Below are 22,721 nucleotides of genomic sequence, written 5' to 3'. Positions count from 1 at the left end.
CGGGGGCCTCTGACCGCCCGCCGCCGTCGTTTGTGCCGGTCAGGTCCGGGTACGCGCGGACGAGGGGAAACCGCCCCACGTCGTTCAGGGGAGAACACGGACATGGACCAGTCCCGCGCGCCCGTGCTGGAGGCACTCACCGCCTACCGCCGGCGGGGAGACCTGAGCTTCACACCTCCGGGCCACAAGCAGGGGCGAGGCGTCGACCCGCGGGTCCTCGAAGTCATGGGCACGGACGTCTTCAGGGACGACGTGATGGTCCTGAACGGGCTGGACGACCGGTTGCAGCGCAACGGCGTGCTCGAAGAGGCGCAGCAGCTCATGGCGGAGGCGGTCAACGCCGAGCAGGCGTTCTTCTCCACCTGTGGCAGCTCCCTGTCGGTCAAGAGCGCCATGCTCTCCGTGGCCGGGCCCGGGGAGAAACTGCTGGTCGCCCGCAACGCCCACAAGTCGGTCATCTCGGCGCTGATCCTGAGCGGCGTCCAGCCCGTCTGGGTGCACGGGGACTGGGACGGCGATCTGCACATGTCGTATCCGCCCACTCCAGAGGCGGTGGAGGAGGCGTTCAGGGCGGCCCCCGATGCCAAGGGCGTCATCGTCGCCAGCCCGGTGGACTACGGCACCTGCGGTGACCTGGAGGCGATCACCGAGGTGTGCCGCAGGCATGACCGCACGTTCATCGTGGACGAGGCCTGGGGCGCCCACCTGCCGTTTCACGAGGACCTGCCCACGTGGGGCATGAACGCCGGGGCCGACCTGTGCGTGACGAGCGTCCACAAGATGGGCAACGGGCTGGAGCAGAGCTCGGTGTTCCACCTCCAGGGCAACCGGGTGGACCCGGCCGTGCTCAAGGCCCGAGAGGACCTGCTCGGCACGACCAGCCCCTCGACTCTGATCTACGCGGCGCTCGACGGCTGGCGCAGGCAGATGGTGGAGCACGGCAAGGACCTGCTCGACCGCACGCTGGAGCTCGCGGAGTCGGTCCGCAGGGAGATCGACAAGATGCACGGCCTGTGGGTGCTGAGCAAGGAGAACACCGGCGCCTTCGACACGGACCCGCTGAAGATCGTGGTCGACGTGTCGGGGCTCGGCGTCGACGGCTACCACGCCGCCGACTGGGTGCGCGAGCGCTGCCACGTCAACCTCTCGCTGAGCGACCACCGCCGCGTCAGCGCCGAGCTCACCGTCGCCGACAGCGAGGAGACGGCCGGCGTGCTGCTCGACGCGCTGCGCGCCCTGTCGTCGGCCCGCGGCCTGCCGCCCGCGGCCGCCATCGACGTGCCCGAGCCGGGGGAGCTGGAGCTGGACATCGCGATGCTGCCCAGGGACGCGTTCTTCGGGCGGGTCGAGATCGTGCCCACCGGTCAGGCGGTGGGCCGGATCGTGGCCGAGATGGTCACGCCCTACCCGCCTGGCGCGCCCGCCCTGTGCCCGGGCGAGCGCATCACCGAGCCGGTGCTGAGCTATCTGACAACCGGGCTCGAAGGCGGCATGAACATCCCCGACGTCAGCGATCCCAGCCTGAAGACGCTGCGCGTCGTCGCCGAGTGACGGGAGCGTGACGGGAGCGCCCGGTCAGGCCCAGCAGGAGACCGCGGTCTGCGCCGTGAGCAGCTCCGTCACGTCACGCAGCCGGCCGCGCCGCGCGTACGCCGCCCGCTGACGCGCCGCCCCCGATCCGCTGTGCCGTACGCGGTCGAGCTGGAGGGTCAGCGACTCCCAGTCGCCGTTCTCCTCCAGCACCGGCCGCACGTGGTCGAGCATGCGGTCCACCAGGCGCCAGGCGGGCACCCGCGCGCCGCCCCCACTCAGCAGGTCGAGCGCCTCGCCGTCCACGCCGTCACGGGCGGCCCGCCAGTAGGCCGCCCGAAGCAGGGTGCCCTCGACGTCGGGGGCGGGCACGCCGGCCCGCACGTCGCGCAGCGCCGTCTCGGCCAGCCCCCGCACCAGTCCGGCGAGCAGCACGGTCTCCCCGGCCGTCGGGCACACGTCGGCCGCGCGGATCTCCAGTGTGGGCACGTGGTCGGACGGGCGGACCAGCCAGTAGATCATTTTCCGGTCGAGAATCGTCCCCCCGGCCAGCATGCCGGCGACGAGGCTCTCGTAGTGCTCGGGCGAGCGGAAGAACGGCGGCGGCTCCGCACTCGGCCACCTGCCCATCATCAGCGCGCGCCAGCTCGCGTAGCCGGTGTCCCGGCCGTCCGCGATCGGCGAGTTGGCCGCGAGCGCCTGCAGGATCGGGAGCCAGGGCCGGAGGTGGTTGCTGACCCGCAACGCCTCGTCGCGGTCTTCGATGCCCACGTGGATGTGGCAGCCGCAGACCCCCTGGCCGTCCATGACCGCCCCGAACTCGCGGAGCATGGCCTGGTAGCGAGGGCACGACGACAGGGGCGGCACCCCCGTGTTGCCGTCCAGCGCGGTGCCGCACGCGACGAGCGCGAGCCCCGCGCTCGCGGCGGCGCCCACGGCGGCGCGGCGCATCTCCAGCAGGTCGCCGTGCAGGTCCCGCAGGGTGGTGTGCACGGCGGTGTTGCTCTCCAGTTGGAACTGCGTCAGTTCGAACACCAGCCGGTCCGCCCCCGGCCCGGCCGCCCGCTCGCGGATCTCCCGCGCCGCCGGGACGACCCGCCCGGTTCGCGGGTCGGCGAGCAGGAACTCCTCCTCGACTCCGAGCGTGAGCGTCGCCGGACTCACGGTTGCCTGCGCGACGAGGGAGGGTCCGTGCACGGTGTCGAACTGGACCTCCCTTGTCACGTCTGGCATAAGCGGTCTTTTCAGGAGGGGTCCAGTCGGTCAGTCCCCCATTCCCCCCGACCATTGGGCGAAAAACCACATATGGCGTTTCTTGACCGTCCAACTCGACCGGTGGCGGAGAACCTCTCCGCAGGCCGTACGCCCCTGCCGGGCGGCGTCGCTGGTCTAGACTGGCGAACCTGGCCGGGGCCCCGGCCAGGCCCTGTCCCCCCACCGCCCGACCGTCCCCGCAGCGTCCGCCGAGGTGTGCTCCGTGACCGCCGCCGTCGTACTGACCCCCGTGTCCGCCCCCGTCGCCGACCATGTGCTGGTCGTCGCGCTCGACGGCGCCCTGGATTACACGAACGCCGAGCGGCTGTGCCAGGACGTCGAGACGGCCCTCGGTGAGGAGCACCGCGAGCTCATCCTCGACCTGGGCGGCCTGGACTTCTGCGACTCCACGGGCATCCGGATCCTGCTGTCCGTACGGAAGCTGATGCAGGAGCGGAACGGCGCGGTGACGCTGGCGGGCCTGAACGCCCGGCTGGCGAGGATCTTCAGAGTCACCGGACTGATCAGCGCCTTCACCGTCGCGCCGGACCTGGCGGAGGCCGTCGACACGGTCAGTGCGCGGTCGACCCCCAGGTGAAGGCAGGGAACGGGTAACGAGACGGTAGCCTCGGAGACATCGGGCGGCAGACCCAGCCGGGAAAGACGGCGGCGAGGAGGACAGGTGGTGGATCACCGCCGGCAGTGGCCGATAACGGATGATCTCGCGGAACTCCGCGAGAACATCCAGCGGTACGCCGTGCAGGCGGGCCTCACCGGCCCCCGACTGGACGACCTCGTCATCGCCGCCAACGAGGCCGCCATCAACGTGCTCGAACACGGAGGGGGAGCCGGGACGCTGGCGATCTCCTGCGACGGCGGCGTGCTCGCCGTCGACGTCGCCGACCACGTCGGCGTCCTGCGGCCCGGCGCAGTGCCGAGCGAGCGGCCCAGCGGCCGCGGCGACCGCGGCTTCGGCCTGTGGCTCATGGGCGAGCTGTGCGACTCGGTGACCATCGACCGGATCCCCGGTCAGTCGACGATCCGGCTGTTCATGCAGGTTGACGACGGCGTTGTGGACGACGCCGCCTCCCTCGGGCGCAGCGCCCACTCGGTCTGAGCGGACACCTGCCTCTATCGCCTGCCCCCCTGTCACCAAGCGGTGGCCCGTCGCGGACCCAGGCAGCGCCCGGGTCGGCCCGGGTTGACCCCGGGTTGGCCCTGGTTATCGTCCCGATCCCGTAAACCGGGCCGTCACGGCTCTCCGGCCGCCTTAACCTGGGTCCGCGACCACCTCCTCATGGCTGCTGGACGGCTACCTGAGGAATGCCCATGACGCGGCGGCAACCGCGATCAGGGCGCAGAGGCGGATGGTCCGGGGTGTGCTGTCGACCACGTCCCGGACCGCTCTGGCCACCTCGCCGATCCACGAGCCGAATTCCGGGTCGTGAATCCGCCCTTCCTGACGGCGTCCCCCGCTCCCGCGGGGCCTGATAGCAGTCATCGGGGCCCCCTCCCCATATGCGCTGGCCGAGATCGATGTCTCGGACCTGTCGATCGGCCCGATCAGGAATCCGTTCCCGGCCGGTCAGAAGCGCGCCATGGGCGGAATCCCCGCCGCCGTCGCGCCGCCGACCCGGTAGGAGGGATTCCGGACCTTTCCCTGATGTTCACAGGTGACCCACCGTGCACGCAACGAATACGAGCGACATTCGGGGTTCCGTACGAAGAGTGACGATCAGATCACAGCTTGCGATAGCTTTTGATCCTGATTTGTCCGGCGATGCGAAGTTGACTGTCCGATTTGTCCGCAGCGCTTTCCGGAATTTTGGGTCAGCGCGCGACACGCCGTCATTTGTCTCTGAGGACGGCATCGGGCGGCATATCCGGGCCGCCCGCGGTCCGCACGATGCCCGGGACCGCTTCCGAGTGGGGGATGTCGAGACGATGTTACCGAACGTGACGCCCTCGTCACGCATCAACAGTCCGTGGCGGATTCAGGCGCCGAGGTCGCGTACGGCGTTCTCGAGGCACCGCGTGAGCGCCTCCACCCGCTCCTCCGTCACCGGCTCGTCGCTGTGGGCCTCGGGCAGGTCCGCCCGGCGCACCACCACGAGCTTGCGGTGCCTCTCGTCGATCTCGTCCAGCGGCAGCACGAGGCACTCGCCCCGGACGAAGACCAGCGCGACGTCCGGGTCGGCCGACTCCAGCAGCCGCCGTACGCAGTCGGGATCGAGCAGCGCCATCGTGCCTCCCTCGCCGGTGCCTCCTACGGCCGCATGCCCACGCCCGTCGTGACCTCCTTGATCCGCTCCCGGCCCGAATCGGGCGCGAGCGGCGGGGTCTCCATGCCCGCACCGCGGCGCATGCCCTCGATCACGGCGCGCAGGGCGTCCACCGCGCTGTGCCGGGGCTGCCAGCCCAGCTCCTCGCGGGCGCGGGTGGTGTCCATGATCGGAACCTGCAGGACCATCTCCACCAGGCCGGGCGAGGCCGGGATCAGCCGCAGGTGCCAGCCGGCGGACACCGCGGTGCGGACCACCACGGCCGGGACCGGCACCCGCCGCGCGCCGAGCAGGTCCGCCAGCACGGCGGGGTCGATCACGGGGTCGGCGGCGATGTTGAACGCGCCCCGCACGTCGTGGGTGAGCGCCAGCCGGAACGCCTCGCCGGCGTCCCGCGAGTGGAGCGCCTGGAACCGCAGGCGCGGCATGTCCGGCACGAACGGGATCAGCTCAGGCCGCACCAGCCGCTGCGGCAGGAACGGCCCGGCGAACAGCCGTCGCTGCTCGGTCGCGGCCTCCTCCTTGAAGATGAACCCCGGGCGCATCCGCACCACGCGGACGTCCGGGTGGTCGCGCTCGAAGATGTCGAGCATGCGCTCGACGTAGGCCTTCTCCCGCCCGTACGCGGCGTTCGGCCAGCCGTGGGTCGGCCAGGACTCGTCGACGGGCGGGTCCTTGGGCCCCGGCGAGTACGCCCCCACGGACGACGAGACGACGAGGGCGGAGACCCCGGCCCGGACGACGGCGTCGAACACGCGCATGCTGCCGAGAACGTTGGAGTTCCAGGTGGTGACCGGGTCGTGCGTGGGCTGGAACAGCCAGGCCAGGTGCACGACCGCGTCGGCGCCGGCGAGGATCGGATCGAGGTCGTCCCTGAAGACGTCGGCCCTACGCCATTCGGTCTTCGCCGGTCGCCAGCCCGGCATCCGCCTGGCCACCCCGACGATCGAGGTCACGCTCGTCTCGGACTCGAGGGCGGCGAGCAGGCTCGTTCCGACGTTCCCGCTCGCGCCAAACACGACAACTCGCATGAAACACTCCGTTTCCTGGCATCGGCCACTACAAACCGCGATACCCCCCATCCCTGGCAATCGGGTGATCGCGCGTTCCGTGGTGGCCCGGCTGGAGCGGGCCCGAAGATGGGGTTCCAGATTTCCCCTGGGACAATGCGGGGGAATCGGTGGTGGCGCGGGAATACCGCTACCTAGGAGGATTAAGTTCTCAATCTGGTCAGAGAGGCGGAGCAGCAGAGATGGCTCATATCGTCGGTGGCGGACGCCCCGTCAATGACGCCGAGCGAAGGGTCATCGCGCACCTACGGGACGACGCCCCTGACGACTGGCTGCTGCTGCACAACATCGAGATCCCGCGCGGGGCCGACCTGTTCGAGGTGGACGTGGTCGTGCTCACCGGCCACTCCCTCGTGGTGATCGACGTGAAGGGAGCCCGGGGCCGGTTCGAGGTGTCGGGCACCCGGTGGTTCCCCCAGCACCGGGAGGCGTTCGGCTCGCCGGTGGCCAAGCTGCGCGGCACCGCGCGGGCGCTGAAGGGCCTGCTGATCGAGGAGCACCGCGAGCTGGAGCGGTTGTACGTCGACAACGTGGTGGTGCTGACCGCCCCGGGAGCCGTCCTCGTCGACCCCAGCGGCCGCGACGCCCGGCACGTCACCACGATCGCCGGGCTCGTTCCCATGCTCAGCGACGCGTCCCGGGTGCGGCACGGGTGCAGCCGCGACGCCGAGCCGTACCGGACGGCGATCCTCGAGGCGCTGAACGGCACGGTGCGCCGCTCGACCGCGCCGCCGCGCTTCGGCAACTGGGAGGTGGAGGAGCAACTCGGCGGCGACAGCCGGGTCACCGAGTATCGCGCCGTCAACGCGACCGCCCCGACCAGCGGCACGGTGCTGCTGCGGGTCTACCGCGCCGACCCGATGGCCGAGCAGCGGCGGCGGGTGGCAGAGCAGCGCCGGATCGCCAACGCCTACCAGTCGCTCGCCAAGATCCCGCCGCATCCCTGCGTCGTACGCTCGCGGGACTTCTTCGCCATCGACGACGAGAGCCGGTTCGTGCTCGTGCTCGACGACGTCCACGGGCAGGCCCTGCACCTGCACCTGACCGGGCGGAAGCTAGGCATCGACGCCAAGCTCGGCGTCATGGAGGACATGCTGGACGGGCTCGCCCACGTCCACGCCAACAACGTCATCCACCGGGCGCTCACCCCCGCCTGCGTGCTCGTCACCGACGACGGGAACGCGATGCTGACCGGCTTCGACTACGCCAAGCCCGGCACGCGCAAGCACACCGTGGCCAACGAGCTGCCCAACATCCTCGACGTCCACTACGTGGCCCCCGAATGCCGGGCGCGCCCCGACCGGATGACCCCCGCCGCCGACGTGTACTCGGCCGGGGTGATCGCCTTCCAGCTCCTGACCGGCGAGTTGCCCGTGCCCGGAGTGGACGCCGAGCCGGACGCCGGCGGCGTCGCCCCCGAGGTCATGGACCTCGTACGGCGGATGCGCGACCCCACACCCGCCAAGCGCCCGGACGCGGCCACGGCCCTCATGGAGTTGCGGGTCGCCCGTGACGCCCAGCCCCGGCGGCGCGCGCCGTTCGGCGGCAGGATCAGGAGCGCCCTGCGTCGCCTGTCCCGCCATTGAGAGCGGTCAGAGGACCTTCGCCACTTTTCCGGCGGGCCCAAGGGAGGCTAACGTCCAGGTCATGATTCGGGTGTTCCTGGTGGACGATCACGAGGTCGTACGGCGTGGGGTGGCGGCGTTGCTGGACGCCGAGGACGACATCGAGGTCGTCGGCGAGGCGGGGACGGCGGAGTCGGCCGTGGCCCGCATCCCCGCGCTGCGGCCCGACGTGGCGGTGCTCGACGTGCGCCTGCCCGACGGCAGCGGGGTGGACGTCTGCCGTGAGGTCCGCTCGAAGGTGCCCGGTCTGGCCTGCCTGATGCTGACCTCCTACGCCGACGACGAGGCGTTGTTCAACGCGGTCATGGCCGGGGCGGCCGGTTATGTGCTCAAGCAGATCCACGGCTCGGACCTGGTCGGCGCGGTGCGCACGGTGGCCGGCGGCCAGTCGCTGCTGGACCCGCAGACCACCGCCGCCATGCTGCACCGGCTGCGCGACCAGGCCACGAAGAAGGACCCGCTGGCCGCGCTGTCGGACCAGGAGCGGCAGATCCTGGAGCTGATCGGCGAGGGCCTGACCAACCGGCAGATCGGCGAGCGGATGTTCCTGGCCGAGAAGACGGTCAAGAACTACGTGTCCAACCTGCTGAGCAAGCTCGACATGCAGCGCCGCACCCAGGCCGCCGCGCTCGCCGCCCGTCTCAAGGCCGGACAGGACAACTGAGCCGGGGCCGATCGACGTCGACAACGGGACCTTCGTCCCTAACCCGTGTGGCGCTCGATCCCTCAGGCTTGCAGACATGAAGCTCGACTCGGCCGGCCTGGAGATCCTCAGCGGAGGGGAATGCCTGGACCTGCTGGCCTCCGCCCCCATCGGCAGGATCGTCTTCACCGATCGTGCCCTCCCCGCCGTCCAGCCGGTCAACTTCTGCCTGCTCGACGGGAACATCGTCATCCGCACCGCCCCCGGTTCCAAGCTCGCCGCCGCGGCGCGCAACGCCATCGTGGCCTTCGAGGCCGACGACTTCGACGCGGCGTTCCGTACGGGCTGGTCGGTGACGGCGGTGGGCCGCGCCCGCGCGGTCTCGGAGCCGGAGGAGATCGCCCGCCTGTCGGCGCTGCCGCTCACGCCGTGGGTGCCCGGAACCCGCGACCACTTCATCGTGATGGCCCCCGAGCAGATCTCCGGCCGTCGCCTCAACCGATGACACCGCCTCAACCGATAGCACCCGCGAAGAACGCCCGCCTCGTTTCCCGAGGCGGGCGTTCGTGCGTCAGCGGGTGACCGTCAGGCGGCGGCGGAACACCCAGTAGGTCCATGCCTGGTAGGCGAGGACCACCGGGGTGAAGATCGCCGCGACCCAGGTCATGACGCCCAGCGTGTACGGCGTGGACGCCGCGTTGTGGACGGTCAGGCTGTTGGCGGGGTCGAGCGCGGGCATGACGTCAGGCCACAGCCCGCCGAAGAGCGTGACGGTGACCGCGACGACGGCGGCCGCGTTGGCCGCGAAGGCCCAGCCGTCCCGGCCGCGCAGCGTCGCGACGAGCGCGCCGGCGATCCCGGCGGCGGCGACCGCCACGCTCGCCCAGGTGCCCGCGGTGCCGGTCATGAGCTGCGTGGCCAGCAGGAACGACCCGCCCAGCACGAGGGCGGCCAGACCGGTCCATTGGGCCGCCGTCCTGGCCCGTTCCCGCAGCTCGCCGGTGGTCTTGAGCGCGGTGAACACGGCGCCGTGCAGGGTGAACAGCGCCAGCGTGGCCAGGCCGCCGAGCAGCGCGTAGGGGTTGAGCAGGTCGAGCAGGCCGCCGGTGTACTCGTGCCGGGCGTCCAGCGGGACCCCGCGCACGATGTTGGCGAAGGCCACGCCCCACAGGAAGGCCGGGCCGAGCGAGCCCCAGAAGAACGCGCGGTCCCAGCCCCGGGTGCTGTCGCTCTTCGAGCGATACTCCAGCGCCACCCCGCGCACGATGAGGGCCAGCAGGACCAGGAACAAGGGCAGGTAGAAGCCGCTGAACAGGGTGGCGTACCACTCGGGGAAGGCGGCGAACGTGGCGCCGCCCGCGACCAGCAGCCAGACCTCGTTGCCGTCCCAGACCGGGCCGATGGCGCGCACGAGCGTGCCGCGCTCCGCCTCGTCGCGGCCGAGGAACGGCAGCAGGACGCCGACGCCGAAGTCGAACCCCTCCAGCACGAAGTAGCCCGTCCACAGGACGGCGATGAGCAGGAACCAGACGGTGGTGAGCTCCATGGATGCGTCCTTCAGTACGACAGGGCCGGGAGAGCGGGCTCGTCCTGACGGACCGCGTCCTCGGGCTCGGGCCCCTTGCGGATGAACTTCAGCAGCAGGCGGACCTCGATGACCGCGAGCACGGCGTAGACCAGCGTGAACCCGACGAGGGTGGTGGCGACCTCGCCCACGTCGGAGCCGGGCGAGACGGCCGCGGCGGTCCGCATGATGCCGAACACGGTCCACGGCTGGCGGCCCATCTCGGTGAAGACCCACCCGAGCGTGTTGGCCAGGAACGGCAGCCCGATGCCGAGCACGCCGATCCGGTAGAACCAGGGGTTGCCGGGCAGCCTGCGGCGGCGGGTCAGCCACAGCCCGGCCAGCGCCAGCAGCCCGGCCAGCGCGCCGAAGCCGATCATCAGGCGGAACGACCAGTACGCGAGGCCGACGACGGGCCGGTAGTCGCCGGGGCCGTACGTCTTCTCGTACCTCGCCTGGATGTCGTTGATGCCCTCGACCTTCCCGTCCAGCGTGTTGGTGGACAGCAGGCTCAGGCCGTACGGGATCTGGATGTTGAGGTGGTTGCGGCCGTTCTCCACGTCGCCGACCGCGAAGATCGAAAAGCCGGCGGAGGTCTCGTCCTCCCACAGGGCCTCGGCGGCGGCCATCTTCATCGGCTGCTGCTCCGTCATGATCTGCGCCTGCCAGTGGCCGCTCAGCATCACCCCGGCCGACGCGACGAGCGTGACGACCAGGGCGGGGCGGGCCGAGGCGCGGAACAGGTCCACCTCACGCCTGCGCGCGAGCTGCCAGGCGCTCACGCCGATGACGAACGCGCCGGCCGTCACGAACGCGCCGAAGATGACGTGGGGAAACGCCGCGAGGGTGGTCGAGTTGGTCAGCACCGCCCAGATGTCGGTGAGCTCGGCGCGCCCGGTGAGCGGGTTGAGCCGATATCCGACCGGGTGCTGCATCCAGGAGTTGGCGGCGAGGATGAAGTACGCGGAGATGTTCGTGCCGATCGCGGCCAGCCAGATGGTCGCGAGGTGGACCTTCGGCGGCAGCTTGTCCCAGCCGAATATCCACAGGCCCAGGAAGGTGGACTCCAGGAAGAAGGCCATCAGCCCTTCCATGGCGAGCGGCGCACCGAACACGTCGCCGACGAACCGCGAGTAGGCGCTCCAGTTCATCCCGAACTGGAACTCCTGGACGATGCCGGTGACCACGCCCATCGCGAAGTTGATCAGGAAGAGGCGGCCCCAGAACCTCGTCATCCGCAGATAGGCCGCATCGCCCGTACGGTGCCACGCCGTTTGGAATCCGGCCACGAGGACCGACAGGCCGATCGTGAGCGGCACGAACAGGAAGTGGTAGACGGTCGTGATGCCGAACTGCCACCGGGACAGATCCAGGACGTCCATGGGGGCTCCACACGCTGATGAGGGACGTCTGAAGCCTGGCCCAGCCCGGATCACGGACCCAGGGCTGGCGGACCCCACCCGGAGAGGACCTTGGTCACCGCTCACTCGGGACCGTTGGCGAAGATGGACGAGTGCGTGCCCGTCCTGTCTCCCCGTCCCTGCTCGTGGAGGAACTCGCCGACCTGATCGCCGACCGGCCGCGCGACGCGTGGGTGCGTGTCGCCGTGGACGGCGCCCCCGCCGCAGAACCGGGACGGCTGGCCGACGACCTGGTGGAGCCGCTGCGCCTGCGCGGCCGGGAGGTCCTGCGGGTGCCCGCGGCCGGGTTCCTGCGCCCGGCCTCGCTCCGGCTGGAGTTCGGCCGCACCGACCCCGACGTGTTCTACGACGAGTGGCTGGACGTGGGGGGCCTCACCCGCGAGGTGCTCGGGCCGCTCGAACCTGGCCGTACGGGCCGGGTGCTGCCCTCGCTGTGGGACAGCGTGCGCGACCGGGCCACCCGCGCGGACTACGTGACGCTGAAGCCGGGCGGGGTGGTGCTGCTCGACGGCGCGCTGCTGCTCGGGCGCGGCCTGCCGTTCGACCTGACCGTCCATCTGTCCATGTCGGCCGCCGCGCTGGCCCGCCGTACGCCGCCCGAGGAGCGGTGGACGCTGCCCGCCTACGAGCGGTACGAGCGCGAGACCGGCCCGGTGCGGGCCGCAGACGTGGCCGTCCGCGTCGAGGACCCGCGCCACCCCGCCGTGATTGGTTTCTAGAGCCCGTACGCCTCCAGCAGGCGCAGCCACACCTCGCTGACGGTCGGGTACGCCGGGACGGCGTGCCACAGGTCGTCCAGAGTCACCCCGGAGGTGACCGCGATCGTCGCGGCGTGCAGCAGCTCGGCCGCCCCGGGGGCCACGAAGGTCACGCCGAGCAGCACCCGGCGGCGCTCGTCGACCACCGCCTTGGCCTTGCCCCGATAGCCGTCGCCGAGGAGGTAGCCACCGGCCACCTGGTGCATCTCGTACTCCACGACCCGCACGTCGAAGCCCTCGGCGCGGGCCTGCGCCTCGGTGCGGCCCACCGCGCACACCTGCGGATCGGTGAAGACCACCTGCGGCGCCCCGGCGCGGTCCGCGCGATCGCGCATCCCGGGCCGGTCGTCCGCCTCGCCCCGGGCACGGGCGGCGATCACGTCCGCGGCCACCCGCGCCTGGTATTTGCCCATGTGCGTGAGGAGCGCGAGGCCGTTGACGTCCCCCACCGCGTAGAGCCAGCCGTCCGCCACGCCGGTGGCCCGCATGCTCTCGTCCACCTTTATCGGACCCGACTCCGGCAGCCCGGCCGAGGCCAGGCCGAGGTCGTCGGTGGCGGACCGGCGACCGGCGGCGACCAGGATCTCGTCGGCCGTGACCGTCCCCCCGCTCGCGAGCCGCACCGTGACCTCGCCGCCCGGCTCCGGCCGCTCGACCTTCTCCGCGCTCTCGTGCGTGCGGATGTCGATCCCCTGGTCCGCCAGGGACCGCGCGACCATCTCCCCGGCGAAGGGCTCCAGCCTCGTCAGCAGCTCGCCGCCCCGGACGAGCATCGTGACCTCCCGGGCGCCGAGCCCGCGCATGGCCTGGGCCATCTCGCACGCCACCACGCCGCCGCCGATCACCACGAGCCGGTCCGGTACGGCACGCACGCCGGTCGCCTCGCGGTTCGTCCACGGCTCGGCCGCGGCGAGACCGGCCACGGGCGGGATCACCGGGCGGCTTCCGGTGGCCAGCATGACGGCGTGGTTCGCGACGAGCGTTCGGGTGCCGCCGTCGGCCGTCGTGACCTCGACCCGCCGGGGGCCGGCGAGCCGTCCGGTGCCGCGTACGAGCGTCACGCCCGCCGAGTCGAGCCACCGGACCTGCCCCGTGTCGTCGTAGTGCGAGACCACGGCGTCACGCCGGGCCAGCACCGCGGCGGCGTCGATCGGCCCGCCCTCGACTGTGCGTTCCAGCCGCAGCCCCGTGACCCGGCCCACCTCTCCCGCGAGGTCCACCGGCCGCAGGAGCGCCTTGCTCGGCATGCAAGCCCAGTAGGAGCACTCCCCTCCGGCCCGCTCGCCCTCCACGATGACGGTGCTCAGGCCGGCCGCCGCCAACCGTCCCGCCGCGACCTCGCCCGTCGAACCCGCGCCAATCACGATCACATCGAAGACTTCCACGGGCTCCACCCTGTCACGGGTGCGGCCGTGCCACGGAGACGAGCCCCCCTTCGTAGGCGGCGATGACCAGCTGGGCCCGGTCGCGCGCGCCGAGCTTGGCGAGCAGGTGGCCGATGTGGGTCTTCACAGTGGCCGTGCTCACATGCAGGTTCGCGGCGATCTCCAGGTTGGACAGGCCGCGCGCGACGAGCGTGAGCACCTCCCGCTCGCGGCCGGTCAGCCCGTCGAGCAAGGGGCCGGATCGAGGCCGGTCCGCGGCGGTCCGGGCGAACTCGACGATCAGCCGCCGTGTCACGCTCGGCGCCAGCAGCCCCTCGCCCGCGGCGATGACACGGATCGCCGCCAGCAGGTCGGCGGGCGGCGTGTTCTTCAGCAGGAACCCGCTCGCCCCGGCCCGCAGCCCCGCGTAGACGTACTCGTCGAGGTCGAACGTGGTGAGGATCAGCACCTTCGTACCGCATGGCTCGGCGCAGATGCGTCGGGTCGCCTCGATGCCGTCCATGCCGGGCATCCGCACGTCCATCAGCACGACGTCGGGACGCTCGGCGCGGGCCAGTTCGACGGCACGCGCCCCGGTGCCCGCCTCGCCGACCGCGACCAGCCCCGGCGTGCTGTCGACCAGCAGGCGCAGGCTGCCGCGCAGCAGTTCCTGGTCGTCGGCGAGCAGCACTCGGATCGGCTCTGGCCCGTTCATGTCCTCTTCCCTTCCAGCGGCAGGCGGGCGAGCACGCGGAACCCGCCGCCGGGCAGCGGACCGGCCGTGAAGACCCCGCCGTACGCCGTCACGCGCTCGCGCATGCCGATCAGGCCGTGCCCCGGCGGGCCGGCGGGCAGGACCCGGCGGCCCGGCCCGTCGTCGGTCACCTCGATCCGCACCTGTGCTCCCTCGTCTCCCCCCTCGTCTCCCCCCTCGTCGGCCACCAGGACCCGGCAGGCCGCCGGGGCCGCGTGCCTGACCACGTTGGTGACGGCCTCCTGGACGATCCGGTGGACCGCCAGCTCCAGCGCCGGGGACAGGCCGTCCGTCACCCGCACGTCCAGGTCCACGCGTACGCCCGCGGCCGCCGCACGCTCGGCGATGTCCGGCAGCGCCGTGAGGCCCGGCGCCGGGGACAGCGCGCCGGTGACAGCTCCGGGGGCCGTACGCAGCACGCCGAGCATGTGCCGCATCTCGGTCAGCGCCTGCCTGCTCGTGGTCTCGATGACCCGCAGCGCCTCCAGCGCCTCCTCGGGCCGCCGGTCGGCCACGTGCGCGGCGACCCCGGCCTTGACCCCGATGAGGCTGAGCGTGTGGGAGACCACGTCGTGCATCTCCCTGGCGATGCGCAGCCGTTCCTCGGTGACGGCGTGCTCGGCGGCCTGCTCGGCCCGGCGCGCGACGTACGCCCGGCGCTCCCGCACCGCCCGGCCGATCGTCCAGGCCCCGCCCAGCGCGAGCGAGCCGAGCACGACGGTCTCCACGATGCGCCTGACCTCCGGCTCGGCCGCCACGCCGCCGACCGCCGCCAGCAGCAGCGCCCCGACGGTCAGCGCGCCGATCGCCGCCGTCGGCTCCCACCGGTGCCGCCGCGTCGTGAGCGCGACCGGATAGAGCGCGTACGCCGCGGCGGCCAGCGGCTCCCGCGCGACGCCGAGCGTCATGGCCGCCACGGACGCGACCGCGACGACGCAGAAGACCGGCAGCGGCCACCGCCGCCTGACCGCGAGCGGCAGCGTCATCGTGGCGATCAGGGCCCAGGCCGCCGGATGGTGCGCGCCTGGGGAGTTGACGACCAGCACGAACGCGTAACCCACTCCGGCCAGCACGTCGAGCGCGACCAGCTCACGGGGGCGCAGCGGCCGGGGGAACAACGGCCGCACGTCCGGATCGTCCACGCGCCCACGCTAGCCATACGTGTGCGCGTTCGCCTCCTGCCCTGGTCTGTCATGCCATGGTCTGAGGCGCGTCCGGCAGATCGCACTTCGCTCCGACGCGGGGACCGGGCGGCCCGCGAGACCGTCGGGACATGATCGAAGTCAGAGAGCTGACCAAGCGCTTCGGGCGCACGGTCGCCGTGGACGGGCTGACGTTCCACGTGAAACCAGGCCGCGTGACCGGGTTCCTCGGGCCGAACGGCGCGGGCAAGTCCACGACCATGCGGATGATCCTCGGCCTGGACCGCCCGGCGAGCGGCGAGGCGCTGGTGAGCGGCGGCCGGTACGACCGCCTCCGCCACCCGATGCGGGAGGTGGGCGCGCTCCTGGACGCCGGGGCGGTCCAGGGCGGGCGTACGCCCCTTGGCCACCTGAGCTGGATGGCCCGCGCCAACCGCATCGGCCGGGACCGGGTCGTGTCCGTCATCGAGCAGGTGGGCCTGGCCGGAGTGGCCCGCAAGCGGATCGGGGGCTTCTCGCTCGGTATGCGCCAGCGCCTCGGGATCGCCGCCGCGCTTCTCGGCGACCCGGGGGTGCTGCTGCTCGACGAGCCGGTCAACGGCCTCGATCCTGACGGCGTGCGCTGGATCCGCGAACTGCTCCGCGGCCTCGCCGCCGAGGGGCGCACGGTGCTGCTGTCGAGCCACCTGATGAGCGAGATGGAGCTCACCGCGGACCACCTGGTCGTCATCGGCCGTGGGCGGCTCATCGCGGACACCCCGATGCGGGAGCTGACCGCCGTACGGGACGTGTTCGTCCGCAGCAGCCGCGCCGGCGATCTCGCCACCGCACTGTCGGCCGCGGGCGGGACGGTCACGGCCGAGGACGGCGGGGGCCTGTCGGTGCGCGGCCTCGATCCGACGGAGATCGGCGACCTCGCGGCCCGGCACGCGATCCCCCTCCACGAGGTCACCCCGCGCGGTGCCTCCCTTGAGGAGACCTACATGCGGCTCACGGCAGAGGGGGCGGACCGGTGATCGACGCTCTCGCCGCCGAGTGGCTCAAGCTCCGCACCCTCCGGTCCACCTCCGTCGTCCTCGGCGTCATCGGCGTCGTCGTCGGTCTCATGGCCCTGCTGGCCTGGTACGCCGTCCACCTGTGGGAGGACCTGCCGCCCGATCAGCGCGATCACCTCGAGGTGTCGTCGCTGCCCGAGGTGACGCACATGCTCGCCTCGCTGTGCCTGGCCGTGCTGGGCGTCCTCGCCTTCTCCGGCGAGTACGGCACCGGCATGATCCGCGCCACGTTCACCGTGCTGCCGTCACGTGGGCGGGTGCTGGCCGCCAAGACCGGCGTCGTCGCGGTCGTCGCCTTCTGCACGGGGCTCGCGGCCGTGCTCGCGACATATGCCGCCGGGCGGCTCGTCATCGGCGACCGGCCCATCCGCGGCCAGTCGGCCGAGGCGCTGAGCGGGCAGATGCCGCTCTTCCTGGCGATGAGCCTATCCATCGCGATGTTCGCACTCCTCGGCCTGTGCCTGACCGCGATCACGCGCTCCGCCGTCGCCGCCATCGCCGTCCTCGTGGCGGTCTGGTACGTGCTCCCTATCGTCGGCTACAACCTTCCGGCGCCCTGGGACGAGCGCATCGGCTCGATCCTGCCGGGCGCCCTGGCGGGCCAGCTGGCCGGCACGGGCAACCCCCAGTCGGTCGGCGGCGCGCTGCTGTCGCCGCTCGCCGCGCTCGCGGTCATGGCCGCCTACGTGGCCGTGCCGTACGGGGTGGCCGCCGTCCTGCTGGCCCGCAGGGACGCCTGACGGCTCAGCTCGTGGCCAGCGGCAGGCAGATCCCGGTGGTCGCGGCGTCCGGCTTCGCGGCCGCGCCCACACCCGCGTCCGCCGCGAGGGACACCTTGGCCGTGAGCGAGAGGGTCAGGGGCAAGGTGAGACCGGGCGAACAGGCGGGCGCGCACGCCGCGGGCTCGGGCGCCGGCTTCTCGACGGGCGGCTGCGCGACCGGCTTCTCCACCGGCTTCTCCACCGGCTTCTCCACCGGCTTCTCCACCGGCTTGACGACCGGCTGCACGACCGGCTGCACGACCGGCTTCACGACCGGCGCCGGCTCGGGCTTCGACGTGGGGGTCGTGGGCGTGACGTCGGCGGGCGGCTTGACGGGATCGACGTGCGGCCGGGGCGCCGGTTCGTCCTTCTTGACGTCCTTCTTGATGTCCTGCTTACGGTCCACGTTGACGTCCACGTCGTGCTTTTCATCTTCCACCCGCGGGGAGACCGCCGTCTTGCTGTTCTCCTCCTGGCCGTCGCGGTTGATCTCGACCGACTCGGGCACGTCCTGCAGCGCGGCCAGCTGGTCCTGGTTGGCGTACTGCAGCGCAGACGTGCTGTCGTTCTGCCAGTTGTACGGCAGCGCCCGCGCGTCCGTCATCCCCTTCTGGAACGGCGTGAGGACCAGCGTGAAGTCACGCAGCAGGAACTGGTGCTGGCGCTGCTGCTCCCGCAGTCGCTGATTGTGCCGGTGCCCGTTCTTCTGGCGGTTGCGCTGGCCCCGGGAGTGCGGATGGCCGAACCCGACGAGGCTCTGCTGCGCGGACATCGTGGCGGCCCCCGCCGGAGCCGCGAGGAGAGGAGCACCCGCGATCACGGCGCCACCGGCGAGGACGGCGCCGATCGCGAGGATCCCGGCGACGCTCGTGCTTTTTGCCATTTCGTTTTCCCCCTGGAACATCCACCGAACAACCACCGTGCTTACCGATCTCGGGGTTTCCGCGCAGATCACCGGACAAACGACCTAAGACCCGGTCTTTCCCTTCCCCTGCGCTTTGTTGAGACCACCACAGGTTTAAATGTCCGCCTTATGAGAGAAATGTCCTGACACCGCCCAATGCCGCCCGCCGTACCGTCGCGAAGTGAGGGCGGAGCGACGCCGGGTACGGCTCAGGCATGACCTCTGCACGGGACGAACTGGCGGGGCTCGACCCCTTCGACATCTTCGACACCGAGGCGGCACGGCTCGACCGCTTCTTCTCCTCCCTCGACGAGGACGGCTGGAACCGCCCCTCCCGGTGCGACGGCTGGACGGTGCGCGACGTGCTCGCACACCTGGCCGGCGAGGAGTTGTACAACCACGCGTGCCTGGACGACGACATCGACGGGTTCTACGAGCTGCTCGAACACGAGGGCGTGCGCGGGGGCTTCGACGGCTTCAACGACTGGTGCGTGCGCAAGCGGCACGGCCTGCCGGTGGAGCAGGTGCTCGACGAGTGGCGGGCCAAGAACAGGGAGACCCGAAGGCGGATGCGCGCCCTGGGCCGCGACGGCACGCTCCACACGTCGGCCGGCCCCTACCCGGCCGGTCTCCAGACCTTCCACTACGACTCGGAGTACGCCACGCACGCCGACGACGTCGGGGCGCCCGTGACGGCGGACGAGGCAGGCGACCGCCTCGACTGGCGGGTCCGGGTCGGCGTGTTCGTGCTGGAGGAGCAGGGGTCCAAGGCGCGGGTCGAACGCGCCTGCGGCCGGTTGCAGGCGCAGGTGGACGACGGCCTGACCGCCGACCTCACCCCCGAGGAGTTCGTCGACGCGACGGTCGGCCGTCTGCCCGCCGAGCATCCTCTCGACGCCCGCGTCCGGGGCGCCCTGCGCTGCCTCGCCTGAGCTCCAGAAAAAAGACACGCCGGGCGCCCCTGCGGGCACCCGGCGTGCGGGACATAACGGGTCGGACCTCGCCCTCGGCACCGGTCGTAATAAGACGCCCGTCTCCCGCCTCGGCGGGACCGCCGCCCACGACCCTGTGCGCCCGGGAGCGGGCCGTACGGGCAGGGCCGCACGCGCGGTCACGGCACTCGCGGTGACGGGCACGGCGGAGTTCCGGCTCGCGGCCCCGCCTCCCACTCGGCACCGATGCGGCAGGCTGACCGGACGTCCACGGCCGGGCGGGCGGGTGCGCCCCCCGGGCCGGCGGTCAACAGCGGCGCGCCGGCGCGCCGGATATGGAATGCGTGTCGATAAACGCCTCATGCGAATTCCCCGAATGAAAAATGCGGCCAGGACAGGCCGGTTTTGCCCGGGGGGATCCAGACGTGCGGCGGCCCGTCAACGATGCACCGGGATCGCGCCCAAATCAATCAGGCGCGCCAGAGAGAACGCATTCCGCCCGATTAGACAGGAGATCAGGGCAGCCAGGAGACACGGCCGCGCAGCACGCCGTACCCGACGAAGGCGACCACGTCGATCAGCGTGTGCGCGATGATCAGCGGCATGGTCCGCCCCCAGCGCTGGTAGAGCCGGCCGAAGACCACGCCCATCGCGATGTTGCCGATGAAGCCGCCGAAGCCCTGGTAGAGGTGGTAGGAGCCGCGCAGGACGGCCGACGCCCCCACCGCGCGCCACGGAGACCAGTCGCGCTGCCGCAGCCGGTGCAGCAGATAACCGGCGACCAGCACCTCCTCCAGCACGCCGTTCTGGGCGGCCTCGGCGACCAGGACCGGGATCCGCCACCAGGTGTCCGGCAGGCTGTCCGGCACGACGTTCAGGTTGAACCCGGACCGGAAGGCGAACAGGTAGAACACCAGCCCGCTGCCGCCGATCACCGCCGCCAGCAGGGCTCCGCGCAGCGTGTCGCGGCCCGGCTCGCGCCAGTCGGCCCCGATCGTGCGCATGGACTCGCCCGATCGGGCCAGCAGGTAGGCGACGAGCCCCACCGGCGCCACGTTCACCGCGATCCCCGCGAGGTGCAGCGAGAGATCCAGCCACGGGCGGCCGGGGGCCAGCGAGCCGACGAGCACCGCGTGCTGGTCGCCCAGGTCCTTCGGCGCGGTCAGTGCGCCAAGGAGGCGGATGAGCGACAGCAGGGCGCTGGCGCCGAGCGAGACCGCGAAGACCGCGATGATCTCCGGGCCGATCAGCCGCGGCGTGAGACCCCGCAGGGCGGCCGCGTCCGGCTCAGCGGACACGGCGGCGCCCGGCCGTCCGGGGGCGGTGACGTCGTCCATGCTGGCAGGGTAGCCGCCCCCGCACGGTCATCCATCCCGTCAGTACGGCAGCGCACGGGACGTGAACGACGGTGCGACGAAGGCCGCCTTGAACTTCGGGAAGGCGACCGTGTTGGGGTTGCCGTCCGAGGTGTAGCGGTCGGTGGGGTTGGCCTTGAGCCAGTCGAGCCACGCCATCGAGCAGAACTTCTTGCAGTCGCCGACCTTCTCCTTCGACCTGATCCGCGGGATGCCGACGGGGTCGAAGTCCTTGGCGTACGGCGACGGCGCCGGGGTGTAGCCCGCGAGGAACACGCCCTTGTAGTCGTAGCGGGTGCCGCCGGACGCCCCCTGCAGCGCCCACTTCTTCTCGTGCGGCTGGTTGCCGTACGGCAGGGCGAGCGTGACCGGCGGCGTCTTGATCAGCGAGGTGATCAGCGTCTGCCCGGCCGCGATCTGGTTCTCCACCTGGTCCTTCGGCTTGCCGAGCAGGTTGAGGTGGTCGCGGGTGTGGTTGCCGATGTCGAAGTTGTGGTCCTTGAGCCACTGCAGGACCTGGATCTGCTCCTCCTGGCGGGCCTTGCCGAACAGGTCCTTGATCACGTACATGGTCGCCACCGGCCGGAAGCCCGGGTGCTTCTTCGCGACATCCATCAGGATGCCGATCGCGCAGTCCGGCGCCGGATTGCCCATGCCGTCGAGCGTGAGCTGGGAGGGCGAGGAGTCGTCGAAGGTCAGCACCACCGGGTGCTTACCCGCCGGAATGTCGATCTTGCCGGTGACGTACTCGGCCGCGGTGACCGGCACGTAGTCCTCCGCCGCGAGCCGCTCGAGCTCGTCGCGGAAGTCCTTCGGGCTGCGGTCGTCGCCCGGCGGCGGGTTCTTGACGATCCGGTGATACATGATCACCGGGACCTGCCCCAGCTCGTTGGCCTTCGCCTGGGCGGCGGCGGCCGTCTCGGACTTGCGCAGCGCCGCCCCGGCGACCGCGTTGTTCTGCTGGTGACCGGCCGGGCTCGCGTGCGTGACGTGCTTGCCCCCGCCCGCCGAGCAGGCGGAGAGTGCGACCACCCCCAACGAAGCCGCGGCGATGCCGGCAACCCTGAAGCGCCCCATGGATCCCCCTCATCGGGCCGCGCTTGACAATGAGGGGCTCCTACCCGCGGGACGCGTTCACTTCACGCCCTGTAGGACAAACATCACGCTAAGTGAGTCACAGGTGGGGCTCGGCGCAGAAGGCGACGCCGTCCCCGCCGATCTCGACGGGTCCCTCGGACGCGGCGGCGAACACCGACTCACCCGGGCGGAGCTTGACCTCGGAGCCTCCGGCCGTGACCACGTCGACGACGCCTTCGGTGCACAGCACGATCCTGGGCGCCGCTCCGTGGAGCACCTCGTTCGTGCCGGGCGCGATCCTGCGGAGCAGGAACTCCGGGATCGGCGGCACGTACGCGCCGCCGACCGGCTCCACCGGCAGGGGCTGCGCCGCGGCGTCGGTGATGCGCAGCAGTTCCTCCACGTCGATGTGCTTGCCGGTCAGGCCCGCCCGCAGCACGTTGTCGGAGCAGGCCATGATCTCCACGGCGAAGCCGTCGAGGTAGCAGTGCAGCACCCCCGCCCCGAGGAACAGCGCCTCGCCGGGGGCCAGCGTGTGACGGCGCATCAGCAGCGGCGCCAGCACGGCCGGGTCCTCGGGATAACGCCGGGCCAGCCGTACGACCAGCGCGTAGTCGGGCGTGTGGCAGGCGGAGGCCGCCCACACCATGGACCCGACCAGCTCCCTCCGGGAGCCCGGCCACTCCAGCAGCACCCGCAGCGCGCCGAGCACGTCGCCGTCGCGCAGCGCCGCGACCACCGGCCGCAGCGCGTCCACGTGCAGCCGCTCGACCAGCATCTCCGACTGCTCGGGCGGCCGGAACCCGGCCAGCCCGGTGAACGGCGTGAGCGCGCAGACCAGCTCCGGCTTGTGCCAGGGGTCGGTGTAGTTCGCGTCCCCCCGGGCGTGGCCGTCGGCGGCCTGCTCGGCGTCGGGGTGGACCTGCAGCGACAGGGGCGCGTCCACCGCGATCAGCTTCATCAGGTAGGGCAGCCGCTCCCCGAACCGGCCGGCGACCGCCTCCCCGAGGGTCCCCACAGGGTCGGCCGCGACCGCGTCGGCGAGCGTGGTCTCGGCCCCGTCCCTGGTCAGCCGGGAGGACGCGGCCGGGTGGGCGCCCAGCCACATCTCGGCCTCCGGCCCCGAGGCGGGCCGCCCGGTCAGCTCCGCGATGGCCGTCCGGGAGCCCCAGGGGTAGTCCTTGATGACATTGGCGAGCAGATCCACAGGCGTCCTTCGGGCGTCAGGCG

General features: G+C 71.8%; 22 protein-coding genes. 10 read left to right on the top strand and 12 right to left on the bottom strand.

Annotated features, from left to right (window positions below; translation table 11 throughout):
• Nucleotides 1–102: 102 nt before the first annotated feature.
• A complete protein-coding gene (locus tag ACQEVJ_RS00595; RefSeq protein WP_433096009.1) occupies nucleotides 103–1,551 on the top strand; it encodes an aminotransferase class I/II-fold pyridoxal phosphate-dependent enzyme in 1,449 nt (482 codons plus the stop codon).
• 24 nt (nucleotides 1,552–1,575) lie between these two features.
• Here ACQEVJ_RS00595 and ACQEVJ_RS00590 read toward each other — a convergent pair whose 3' ends face one another.
• Complete coding sequence (locus ACQEVJ_RS00590) at nucleotides 1,576–2,754, bottom strand: carboxylate-amine ligase (protein WP_433096007.1); 1,179 nt, start codon at nucleotides 2,752–2,754, stop codon at nucleotides 1,576–1,578.
• A 253-nt stretch (nucleotides 2,755–3,007) separates the two neighbouring features.
• Between ACQEVJ_RS00590 and ACQEVJ_RS00585 the strand changes: the two genes are divergently transcribed.
• Both ACQEVJ_RS00585 and ACQEVJ_RS00580 read left to right on the top strand, forming a co-directional pair.
• On the top strand, nucleotides 3,008–3,382 hold the full coding sequence (locus ACQEVJ_RS00585; protein WP_433096005.1) for an STAS domain-containing protein: 375 nt from the start codon (nucleotides 3,008–3,010) through the stop codon (nucleotides 3,380–3,382).
• Between the two features lie 84 nt (nucleotides 3,383–3,466).
• Complete coding sequence (locus tag ACQEVJ_RS00580; protein ID WP_433096003.1) at nucleotides 3,467–3,901, top strand: ATP-binding protein; 435 nt, start codon at nucleotides 3,467–3,469, stop codon at nucleotides 3,899–3,901.
• A gap of 877 nt (nucleotides 3,902–4,778) precedes the next feature.
• Here the strand turns inward: ACQEVJ_RS00580 and ACQEVJ_RS00575 are convergent.
• Nucleotides 4,779–5,027 (bottom strand): hypothetical protein, encoded by a 249-nt coding sequence (locus tag ACQEVJ_RS00575; RefSeq protein ID WP_433096001.1) that lies wholly within the window; start codon nucleotides 5,025–5,027, stop codon nucleotides 4,779–4,781.
• Nucleotides 5,028–5,050: 23 nt separating this feature from the next.
• A complete protein-coding gene (locus ACQEVJ_RS00570) occupies nucleotides 5,051–6,097 on the bottom strand; it encodes an NAD-dependent epimerase/dehydratase family protein (RefSeq protein ID WP_433095999.1) in 1,047 nt (348 codons plus the stop codon).
• Nucleotides 6,098–6,318: 221 nt separating this feature from the next.
• Between ACQEVJ_RS00570 and mads6 the strand changes: the two genes are divergently transcribed.
• The 3 genes from mads6 (at nucleotide 6,319) to ACQEVJ_RS00555 (ending at nucleotide 8,909) form a co-directional block, all read left to right on the top strand.
• On the top strand, nucleotides 6,319–7,722 hold the full coding sequence (gene mads6, locus ACQEVJ_RS00565; RefSeq protein WP_433095997.1) for a methylation-associated defense system protein kinase MAD6: 1,404 nt from the start codon (nucleotides 6,319–6,321) through the stop codon (nucleotides 7,720–7,722).
• Between the two features lie 61 nt (nucleotides 7,723–7,783).
• Complete coding sequence (locus ACQEVJ_RS00560) at nucleotides 7,784–8,425, top strand: response regulator transcription factor (RefSeq protein WP_433095995.1); 642 nt, start codon at nucleotides 7,784–7,786, stop codon at nucleotides 8,423–8,425.
• Nucleotides 8,426–8,501: 76 nt separating this feature from the next.
• Nucleotides 8,502–8,909: a pyridoxamine 5'-phosphate oxidase family protein gene (locus ACQEVJ_RS00555; protein ID WP_433095993.1), complete on the top strand. Its 408-nt coding sequence runs from the start codon at nucleotides 8,502–8,504 to the stop codon at nucleotides 8,907–8,909.
• Nucleotides 8,910–8,975: 66 nt separating this feature from the next.
• Here the strand turns inward: ACQEVJ_RS00555 and cydB are convergent, their stop codons facing one another.
• Both cydB and ACQEVJ_RS00545 read right to left on the bottom strand, forming a co-directional pair.
• Nucleotides 8,976–9,950, bottom strand: coding sequence for a cytochrome d ubiquinol oxidase subunit II (cydB, locus tag ACQEVJ_RS00550; protein WP_433095991.1), 975 nt, complete (start codon nucleotides 9,948–9,950; stop codon nucleotides 8,976–8,978).
• Nucleotides 9,951–9,961: 11 nt separating this feature from the next.
• Nucleotides 9,962–11,350 carry a cytochrome ubiquinol oxidase subunit I gene (locus ACQEVJ_RS00545; protein ID WP_433095989.1) on the bottom strand — a complete coding sequence of 463 codons (1,389 nt, stop codon included), beginning with the start codon at nucleotides 11,348–11,350 and terminating at the stop codon, nucleotides 9,962–9,964.
• A 131-nt stretch (nucleotides 11,351–11,481) separates the two neighbouring features.
• Between ACQEVJ_RS00545 and ACQEVJ_RS00540 the strand changes: the two genes are divergently transcribed.
• Nucleotides 11,482–12,108, top strand: coding sequence for a uridine kinase (locus ACQEVJ_RS00540; RefSeq protein WP_433095987.1), 627 nt, complete (start codon nucleotides 11,482–11,484; stop codon nucleotides 12,106–12,108).
• Here the strand turns inward: ACQEVJ_RS00540 and ACQEVJ_RS00535 are convergent.
• From ACQEVJ_RS00535 to ACQEVJ_RS00525, 3 genes are read right to left on the bottom strand one after another with little or no spacing between them, the layout of a single operon-like run.
• Nucleotides 12,105–13,532: a dihydrolipoyl dehydrogenase family protein gene (locus ACQEVJ_RS00535; RefSeq protein ID WP_433095985.1), complete on the bottom strand. Its 1,428-nt coding sequence runs from the start codon at nucleotides 13,530–13,532 to the stop codon at nucleotides 12,105–12,107. The genes ACQEVJ_RS00540 and ACQEVJ_RS00535 overlap by 4 nt on opposite strands.
• A gap of 13 nt (nucleotides 13,533–13,545) precedes the next feature.
• Nucleotides 13,546–14,226 (bottom strand): response regulator, encoded by a 681-nt coding sequence (locus ACQEVJ_RS00530; RefSeq protein ID WP_433095983.1) that lies wholly within the window; start codon nucleotides 14,224–14,226, stop codon nucleotides 13,546–13,548.
• The gene (locus tag ACQEVJ_RS00525; protein WP_433095981.1) at nucleotides 14,223–15,407 is read right to left on the bottom strand and encodes a sensor histidine kinase; all 1,185 of its coding nucleotides are present in this window, start codon (nucleotides 15,405–15,407) and stop codon (nucleotides 14,223–14,225) included. The genes ACQEVJ_RS00530 and ACQEVJ_RS00525 overlap by 4 nt, the downstream gene beginning before the upstream one ends.
• A 131-nt stretch (nucleotides 15,408–15,538) precedes the next feature.
• Here ACQEVJ_RS00525 and ACQEVJ_RS00520 point away from each other — a divergent pair, with 131 nt between their 5' ends.
• The gene (locus ACQEVJ_RS00520) at nucleotides 15,539–16,423 is read left to right on the top strand and encodes an ABC transporter ATP-binding protein (protein WP_433095979.1); all 885 of its coding nucleotides are present in this window, start codon (nucleotides 15,539–15,541) and stop codon (nucleotides 16,421–16,423) included.
• Nucleotides 16,420–17,202, top strand: coding sequence for an ABC transporter permease (locus tag ACQEVJ_RS00515; protein WP_433095977.1), 783 nt, complete (start codon nucleotides 16,420–16,422; stop codon nucleotides 17,200–17,202). The genes ACQEVJ_RS00520 and ACQEVJ_RS00515 overlap by 4 nt, the downstream gene beginning before the upstream one ends.
• Nucleotides 17,203–17,206: 4 nt before the next feature.
• On the opposite strand, the gene ACQEVJ_RS00510 is transcribed toward ACQEVJ_RS00515, so the two are convergent.
• Nucleotides 17,207–18,106 (bottom strand): hypothetical protein, encoded by a 900-nt coding sequence (locus ACQEVJ_RS00510; protein ID WP_433095975.1) that lies wholly within the window; start codon nucleotides 18,104–18,106, stop codon nucleotides 17,207–17,209.
• A 236-nt stretch (nucleotides 18,107–18,342) separates the two neighbouring features.
• On the opposite strand from ACQEVJ_RS00510, the gene ACQEVJ_RS00505 reads away from it, so the two are divergent.
• Nucleotides 18,343–19,059 (top strand): maleylpyruvate isomerase family mycothiol-dependent enzyme, encoded by a 717-nt coding sequence (locus tag ACQEVJ_RS00505; protein ID WP_433095973.1) that lies wholly within the window; start codon nucleotides 18,343–18,345, stop codon nucleotides 19,057–19,059.
• 515 nt (nucleotides 19,060–19,574) lie between these two features.
• Here the strand turns inward: ACQEVJ_RS00505 and ACQEVJ_RS00500 are convergent.
• The 3 genes from ACQEVJ_RS00500 to manA all read right to left on the bottom strand — a co-directional run bounded on the left by ACQEVJ_RS00500 (nucleotide 19,575) and on the right by manA (nucleotide 22,698).
• Nucleotides 19,575–20,396 carry a CPBP family intramembrane glutamic endopeptidase gene (locus ACQEVJ_RS00500; protein WP_433095971.1) on the bottom strand — a complete coding sequence of 274 codons (822 nt, stop codon included), beginning with the start codon at nucleotides 20,394–20,396 and terminating at the stop codon, nucleotides 19,575–19,577.
• 39 nt (nucleotides 20,397–20,435) lie between these two features.
• A complete protein-coding gene (locus ACQEVJ_RS00495) occupies nucleotides 20,436–21,491 on the bottom strand; it encodes a polysaccharide deacetylase family protein (RefSeq protein ID WP_433095969.1) in 1,056 nt (351 codons plus the stop codon).
• 97 nt (nucleotides 21,492–21,588) lie between these two features.
• Entirely contained in the window at nucleotides 21,589–22,698 is a 1,110-nt protein-coding gene (gene manA, locus ACQEVJ_RS00490; protein ID WP_433095967.1) for a mannose-6-phosphate isomerase, class I, read from the bottom strand.
• Nucleotides 22,699–22,721: the final 23 nt, after the last annotated feature.

It is taken from the genome of Microbispora sp. CA-102843, from assembly GCF_050936215.1.
In the GTDB taxonomy this organism is placed as follows: Bacteria; Actinomycetota; Actinomycetes; order Streptosporangiales; family Streptosporangiaceae; genus Microbispora.
The sequence above is the reverse complement of the archived record's forward strand: the minus strand, read 5'-3'. Positions and strand labels throughout refer to the sequence as shown.

What these genes read in the sequence shown, in the direction of transcription:
- ACQEVJ_RS00570 (WP_433095999.1), bottom strand. Translation starts at nt 6,097, where the DNA reads ATGCGAGTTGTCGTGTTTGGCGCGAGCGGGAACGTCGGAACGAGCCTG.
- ACQEVJ_RS00520 (WP_433095979.1), top strand. Translation starts at nt 15,539, where the DNA reads ATGATCGAAGTCAGAGAGCTGACCAAGCGCTTCGGGCGCACGGTCGCC.
- ACQEVJ_RS00495 (WP_433095969.1), bottom strand. Translation starts at nt 21,491, where the DNA reads ATGGGGCGCTTCAGGGTTGCCGGCATCGCCGCGGCTTCGTTGGGGGTG.
- cydB (WP_433095991.1), bottom strand. Translation starts at nt 9,950, where the DNA reads ATGGAGCTCACCACCGTCTGGTTCCTGCTCATCGCCGTCCTGTGGACG.
- ACQEVJ_RS00595 (WP_433096009.1), top strand. Translation starts at nt 103, where the DNA reads ATGGACCAGTCCCGCGCGCCCGTGCTGGAGGCACTCACCGCCTACCGC.
- ACQEVJ_RS00545 (WP_433095989.1), bottom strand. Translation starts at nt 11,350, where the DNA reads ATGGACGTCCTGGATCTGTCCCGGTGGCAGTTCGGCATCACGACCGTC.
- ACQEVJ_RS00505 (WP_433095973.1), top strand. Translation starts at nt 18,343, where the DNA reads ATGACCTCTGCACGGGACGAACTGGCGGGGCTCGACCCCTTCGACATC.
- ACQEVJ_RS00530 (WP_433095983.1), bottom strand. Translation starts at nt 14,226, where the DNA reads ATGAACGGGCCAGAGCCGATCCGAGTGCTGCTCGCCGACGACCAGGAA.
- ACQEVJ_RS00500 (WP_433095971.1), bottom strand. Translation starts at nt 20,396, where the DNA reads ATGGACGACGTCACCGCCCCCGGACGGCCGGGCGCCGCCGTGTCCGCT.
- ACQEVJ_RS00510 (WP_433095975.1), bottom strand. Translation starts at nt 18,106, where the DNA reads ATGGCAAAAAGCACGAGCGTCGCCGGGATCCTCGCGATCGGCGCCGTC.
- mads6 (WP_433095997.1), top strand. Translation starts at nt 6,319, where the DNA reads ATGGCTCATATCGTCGGTGGCGGACGCCCCGTCAATGACGCCGAGCGA.
- ACQEVJ_RS00560 (WP_433095995.1), top strand. Translation starts at nt 7,784, where the DNA reads ATGATTCGGGTGTTCCTGGTGGACGATCACGAGGTCGTACGGCGTGGG.
- ACQEVJ_RS00555 (WP_433095993.1), top strand. Translation starts at nt 8,502, where the DNA reads ATGAAGCTCGACTCGGCCGGCCTGGAGATCCTCAGCGGAGGGGAATGC.
- ACQEVJ_RS00575 (WP_433096001.1), bottom strand. Translation starts at nt 5,027, where the DNA reads ATGGCGCTGCTCGATCCCGACTGCGTACGGCGGCTGCTGGAGTCGGCC.